The sequence below is a fragment of the Pseudomonas sp. SDO5532_S415 genome (assembly GCF_054071155.1).
Map to the genome: position 1 here is coordinate 1 of NZ_JBSVWS010000247.1, position 6,296 is coordinate 6,296.

Below are 6,296 nucleotides of genomic sequence, written 5' to 3' on the forward strand. Positions count from 1 at the left end.
ATGCGGTCAACTGTGGGAGCGAGCCTGCTCGCGAAGGGGCCGGTCCATACACCGCAGCTCTTACAGTTGCTGCGCCAATGTTTCAACCTGCTCCTGCCGCTCCGCCTGATTCAACTTCGCATGTGTATTGAGCGACGACCACTGCGGATGTGCCCGCGCCTTGTTCAGGGCTTCGGGCAACTTGCCTTCGCGCCAGGATTTGTCCTGGGGCGTGGCCACCTGGATGCTGTCCATCGCCGCGTGACCACGGGCGTCCAGCGCTTGCAGCAGTTGCCGCTGGCGCAGGGCCAGCAGCCGCAGCACTTGATCATCGACAGTCAGTTCACGCTGGCCTTTGATCTTGCCCAACAGCCGGCTGCCATAACTGCGCGCGGTTTGCAGGGCGCCACCGGCGATGGCCCCGGCCAGTGCTGCAGCGCCGAGGGTAATTCCACCCACCAGCAAGTCGACCCCGGCACCGGCGGCCGCGCCGGCTGCGATCCCGCCGCCGACCCGCACGCCCAATTGCTTGAGGGTTTCGGGATTGAACAGGTCATCGCCCCAACGGCCGTCGAGCAGCGGCAAGTCGCTGGCCGCCGCGTCTTGTGGGCGGAAGGCATAGAGCTTGAGCAGGGCTTCGACGCAACGCTGTTCCCGTTGGCGAACGGCTTTGCGCAGTTCGCCGATGGCTTGCTGTTCCTGTTCGGCATCGCTGACCACGCTGCGGCGGCAGGCGGCGCAATCGATCAATAATTCGGCTATCAGACGCGCCGCACTTTGTTGGCGGGCAAGGCGTTGAGCCTGTTGATCGGCAATCAACCGCTCAAGTTGCGGACGAGCATGTTCCAGCAGGAGTGCGAGGCTTTCATAGAGTCGGCGCTCGCCATCCTCCGGCGGCGCGACGCTGTCGAATCGCACCAACGCATGCAGGCCCAGGCGCGCCAGTGCTTCACGCCACGCCGGTTCGCGGTGATTGGCGCTGCTGACGAAATTCAGCACCGGCAGCAGCGGCTTGCCACACCCAGCCAGCACTTCCAGTTCGTCACGGTACTTGGCCAGCACCGGTTCGCGGGCGTCGATCACGTAGAGCCCGGCATCGCAGGTCAGCAGTTGCCGCAGCACCTTGGCTTCCTGTTCGAAACGCTGCCGCGCTTCGCTGCCTTCCAGGAACCGCGTCAGTCGCGCCGGGCCGTCGAGGCGTTCGCCGGGGCGCTCCAGGCGTTCGAGGTAATCGAGCAGGGCGATGGCGTCTTCCAGGCCGGGTGTGTCGAACAAGTCGAGCAAGGGTTCGCCGTCCACCGACAAGCGCGCACCCTCGACATGGCGCGTGGTGCTGGGGCGATGGGAGACTTCGCCGAAGCCGACATCGCGGGTCAGGGTTCGCAGCAACGAGGTTTTGCCGACGTTGGTGTGGCCGACCACGGCGAGTTTGAGAGGCCCGCTTCTGATATTAGTCATGACCCGTCTCCAGCCAATTCAGCGGCGCACAATCGGCAAACGGCAGCTCCAACTGTTGCAGTGCTGCATGCCAATCACCAAGGCGGTCGGCATCCAGCGCTTCGCCGGGCGGCGGTTGCAGCAGCCATACGCGAGTGGCGCTGGTGCTGCGGGCCAGTTCGGCGATCAGCGCCAGGCTGCCGCGATCCGGCGAACGCTGTGGATCGCAAGCGATAGCCAGGCGGGCCGGGGGGAAGCGGCTGAGCTGTTCGAGGAGTTTGTGCCGCGATTCACGGCTGTCGAGAATACCGGCGTTGCTCACATTCTTCGGCAATTGCGGTGGCCACGGGCGTTGGTCATCCAGCTCGATGGCCACCAGCAGCGCGCCGTCGCTTTGTGCTTCGCTGACACCGCTTTGGACCCGATGCAGTTGCGCAGGCGCTTCATCGCTGATGCCCAGGCGTTCGCTGGTGGGCATCAGGCGTTCGCGCAGCTGCGCATAGCCAGGCAGGTTTAAATCCAGACGTAGCGCCGCTTGGCCGGTTTTCCAACGCCACAGGCAAAACAACGCCAGCAGCAGTCGAGGTATGACGCCGTAGACCAGCAGCACACCGACCAGCCAGGCGGCCCAGGCCTGGCGGGCGCTTTCGATGTTCAGTGCGGCATCGCCACTGGCGCGGATCATTTCCACGGTCGGCAAGCTGAAACCGAGCAGGGCCGGCAGGGCGCCGAGGCCTTGGGTCATGGTGATAAAGGTGTCCGCGCCGAGGATGGTGGTTTCCCAGACAAAACCGTAGCGCCGGGTGGCCATGAGCGTCAGCAGCATCACCAGTGCACTGAGCATCGCCAGCAACCAAAAGCCGTTGACCAGCACGCCGATGGCCCAGCGATTGAGTTTCTGCCGTTGCAGCAACAAGAGCAGGGCAGGTGCCAGTTGTGCGGCCTTGGCGTCGCGGGCGAGCTTTTCGCTGAGCCATAACCACAGACGTCCAAGGCTGGCGCCGTGCTCGCCGGCAAACACCAGACCGATCGCCCAGCTCAGCAGCAGAATCAGATTGAGCCCGAGCAGACTGCCCAAAGCCCAGAACACATTCACCGGCGTCTGGCCGTCACCCAGTGCAGCAAATGCCAGGCCGGCGCCACTGACCACGGCCAGCACCGCCAGTACGATCAACGCCAGTCGTGCCCCTTGAAGCCAGTGCTTGAGCGCAGCGCCCAAGCCATCCCGTTCGGCCAGCCACAGGGCTCGGCGTTGAATGCGTGTCGGCAGGTCGCCGCCCGCGCTGCGGGCCAGGCGATTGGCTTCCAGGTCTTCCAGGGGACCTGCATGTTCTTCGCGCAGGCGGATGGTTTCTGTCAGCCAGAGGTTATTCAGTTCAGTCACGCGGCATCCCGTCGCTTAATTGAGCTGTGAGCATAACCGCTGTGGCGCTTATCGGGGAAAGCGAGGCTCTGGTATCCTCGCCGGCATGACTAAATCACTCCCCCTCAGCCTGATCGCAGCCCTCGGTGAAAACCGTGTGATCGGCATCGACAACAGCATGCCCTGGCACTTGCCGGGGGACTTCAAATACTTCAAGGCCACTACCCTGGGCAAGCCGATCATCATGGGTCGCAAGACCTGGGATTCCCTCGGTCGTCCGTTGCCGGGGCGCTTGAACATCGTGGTCAGCCGTCAGACAGATCTGGTGCTGGACGGCGCGGAGGTTTATCCGTCGCTGGAAGCCGCCGTGGTTCGCGCCGAGCAATGGGCGAAAGAGCAGGGCGTCGATGAGCTGATGCTGATTGGCGGGGCGCAGTTGTATGCGCAGGGGTTGGCGCAGGCTGATCGGTTGTATTTGACGCGCGTGGCCCTGAGTCCGGAAGGGGATGCGTGGTTTCCGGAGTTTGATTTGAAGCAGTGGAAATTGGTTTCCAACATCGAAAATCCGGCAGTAGATGACAAACCGGCGTACAACTTCGAGGTTTGGGAAAAGGCCTGAGAGCATCGCTGGCAAGCCAGCTCCCACAGTGACCAAGGTGAACCACAAATTGTGTGAACACCTGCAATCCCTGTGGGAGCTGGCTTGCCAGCGATAGTGGTCTGTCAGGCGCCGTTCAAGCGTGCGCCAACGCCGAATGCTCATCCGCATCCAGCAATTTTTTATCCGTCTGCTGCATCACCTGGCTGGTAATCGCACCGGCCGTGATCGAACCACTGACGTTCAGCGCCGTACGCCCCATATCGATCAACGGCTCGACGGAGATCAGTAGCGCCACCAGTGACACCGGCAAACCCATGGCCGGCAACACGATCAGCGCGGCGAAGGTCGCGCCGCCGCCTACCCCGGCCACACCCGCCGAACTCAAGGTCACAATCGCCACCAATGTCGCGATCCACAGCGGGTCCAGCGGATCGATGCCCACGGTCGGCGCCACCATCACTGCCAACATCGCCGGGTACAGACCGGCACAGCCATTCTGGCCAATGGTCGCGCCGAACGATGCGGCGAAGCTGGCGACGGACTGCGGAATACCCAAACGGCTGGTCTGCGCTTCAATGCTCAACGGGATCGTCGCCGCGCTCGACCGGCTGGTGAAAGCAAACGTCAGCACCGGCCAGATCTTGCGGAAGAAGCGCAGCGGATTGATCCCGGCCGCCGACACCAGCAGGCCATGGACGACAAACATCAGGCCCAGGCCGATGTAGGAAACCACCACGAAACTGCCGAGCTTGATGATGTCCTGCAGGTTGGAACCGGCGACGACTTTGATCATCAGCGCCAGTACGCCGTAGGGGGTCAGCTTCATCACCAGGCGCACCAGACGCATCACCCAGGCCTGCAGGGTGTCGATGGCGTTGATCACTTTCTGACCTTTTTCCACGTCATCTTTCAGCAGTTGCAGCGCCGCGACGCCGAGGAAGGCGGCGAAGATCACCACGCTGATGATCGACGTCGGTTTGGCCCGCGCCAGGTCGGCGAACGGGTTTTGCGGAATGAACGACAGCAGCAATTGCGGCACATTCAGATCAGCGACCTTGCCCGCATAGTCAGTCTGAATGGTTTGCAGACGCGCCATTTCCTGGGTGCCGGCCACCAGACCTTCGGCGGTCAGGCCGAACAGGTTGGTCAGGCCGATGCCGATCAGCGCCGCGATGGCAGTCGTAAACAGCAGCGTGCCGATGGTCAGGAAACTGATCTTGCCCAGCGACGAAGCGTTGTGCAGACGCGCCACGGCACTGAGGATCGAGGCGAACACCAGCGGGATGACGATCATTTGCAGCAGTTGCACATAACCGTTACCCACCAGATCGAACCAGCCGATCGAGGCTTTCAGCACCGGATTGCCGGTGCCGTAAACAGTGTGCAGCGACACACCGAACACCACGCCCAGCACCAGTGCGAGCAGGACCTTTTTTGCCAGGCTCCACGTCGTGTGACGGGTTTGCGCCAGGACGAAGAGCAAAGCGAGGAACACCAGCAGGTTGAGAATCAGCGGCAGATTCATTGGAACTCCCATTAGACATGTGCCAACTGCCTTCCGGGGCAGCTGCGAACCGGCAAGCCTAACAGCTTGATTTCCAATGAATTAATATCAAAAACGTCTTGAAACTGTCGTTTTTGGAATAAGCGTGTGTCGCTTTTGGGAATACGGCTGGCGCGATAGGCACGTTGGCGGTCGCTGACGGACGAGGACTGTCACACTTATTTGTTAGCGTCGATGTCTTTCACTCAGGGAGAAAGTCGATGAAGTTAGCACCGAAATTACTGGCTGCAGCTCTTTGCCTGGGCCTTGCCGGCCAGGTACTCGCCACGGATCTGAAACACTGGCCTGCCGATCAGGCCAAGGCGCTGGACGCGATGATCGCCGCCAACGCCAACAAAGGTAACTACGCGGTGTTCGACATGGACAACACCAGTTACCGCTACGACCTCGAAGAGTCGTTGCTGCCGTTCATGGAGAACAAGGGCCTGATCACCCGCGACAAACTCGACCCCTCCCTGAAACTGATGCCGTTCAAGGACACCGTCGACCACAAGGAAAGCCTGTTCAGCTACTACTACCGCCTTTGCGAACTCGACGACATGGTTTGCTATCCATGGGTCGCCCAGGTGTTTTCGGGCTTCACGCTCAAGGAACTCAAGGGCTATGTCGATGAGTTGATGGCTTCCGGTAAACCGGTGCCGGCCACTTACTACGAAGGCGATGTGGTCAAGAAGCTCGACGTCAACCCACCGAAAATCTTCACTGGCCAGCAAGAGCTGTACAACAAGCTGATGGAGAACGGCATCGAGGTCTATGTGATGACCGCCGCCTCCGAAGAACTGGTGCGCATGGTCGCGGCCGATCCGAAGTACGGCTACAACGTCAAACCGCAGAACGTGATCGGCGTGTCATTGCTGCTCAAGGACCAAAAGACGGGCGAACTGACCACCGCGCGCAAGCAGATCACCGCCGGCAAGTATGACGAGAAGGCCAACCTCGGCCTGGAACTGACCCCGTACCTGTGGACTCCGGCGACCTGGATGGCCGGCAAGCATGCCGCGATCCTGACCTACATCGATGAATGGAAAAAACCGGTCCTCGTCGGCGGCGACACCCCGACCAGCGACGGCTACATGCTGTTCCACGGTGTCGACGTGGCCAAGGGCGGCATCCACCTGTGGGTCAACCGCAAGGACAAGTACATGACCCAGATCAACGGCATGATGGCCAAGAACGCCGCGGCCCAGGCCAAGGAAGGGCTGCCGGTGACGGCGGACAAGAACTGGGTGATCGTGAAGCCTGAGGAAATTCAGTAAGACCTGTGGGATACCTGTGGGAGCGAGCCTGCTCGCGAAAGCGTCAGGTCAGTCAACACTTTGCTGCCTGACAGATCGCCTTCGCGAGCAGGCTCG

5 protein-coding genes are annotated in these 6,296 nt (G+C 61.4%); 2 read left to right on the forward strand and 3 right to left on the reverse strand.

From position 1 onward, the window contains the following. Positions 1-60: 60 nt before the first annotated feature. Both ACW9HW_RS28255 and ACW9HW_RS28260 read right to left on the reverse strand, forming a co-directional pair. Positions 61-1,437, reverse strand: coding sequence for a GTPase/DUF3482 domain-containing protein (locus tag ACW9HW_RS28255; protein ID WP_095196336.1), 1,377 nt, complete (start codon positions 1,435-1,437; stop codon positions 61-63). Continuing rightward, entirely contained in the window at positions 1,430-2,800 is a 1,371-nt protein-coding gene (locus tag ACW9HW_RS28260; RefSeq protein WP_457402610.1) for a DUF2868 domain-containing protein, read from the reverse strand. Before ACW9HW_RS28260 ends, ACW9HW_RS28255 begins: the two co-directional genes overlap by 8 nt. Before the next feature lie 85 nt (positions 2,801-2,885). Between ACW9HW_RS28260 and ACW9HW_RS28265 the strand changes: the two genes are divergently transcribed. Then, positions 2,886-3,398 (forward strand): dihydrofolate reductase, encoded by a 513-nt coding sequence (locus tag ACW9HW_RS28265; protein ID WP_095196338.1) that lies wholly within the window; start codon positions 2,886-2,888, stop codon positions 3,396-3,398. Positions 3,399-3,513: 115 nt separating this feature from the next. On the opposite strand, the gene ACW9HW_RS28270 is transcribed toward ACW9HW_RS28265, so the two are convergent. Beyond that, positions 3,514-4,905 carry an L-cystine transporter gene (locus ACW9HW_RS28270; protein ID WP_457402612.1) on the reverse strand — a complete coding sequence of 464 codons (1,392 nt, stop codon included), beginning with the start codon at positions 4,903-4,905 and terminating at the stop codon, positions 3,514-3,516. Between the two features lie 239 nt (positions 4,906-5,144). On the opposite strand from ACW9HW_RS28270, the gene ACW9HW_RS28275 reads away from it, so the two are divergent. After that, entirely contained in the window at positions 5,145-6,200 is a 1,056-nt protein-coding gene (locus ACW9HW_RS28275) for an HAD family hydrolase (protein WP_095196340.1), read from the forward strand. Positions 6,201-6,296: the final 96 nt, after the last annotated feature.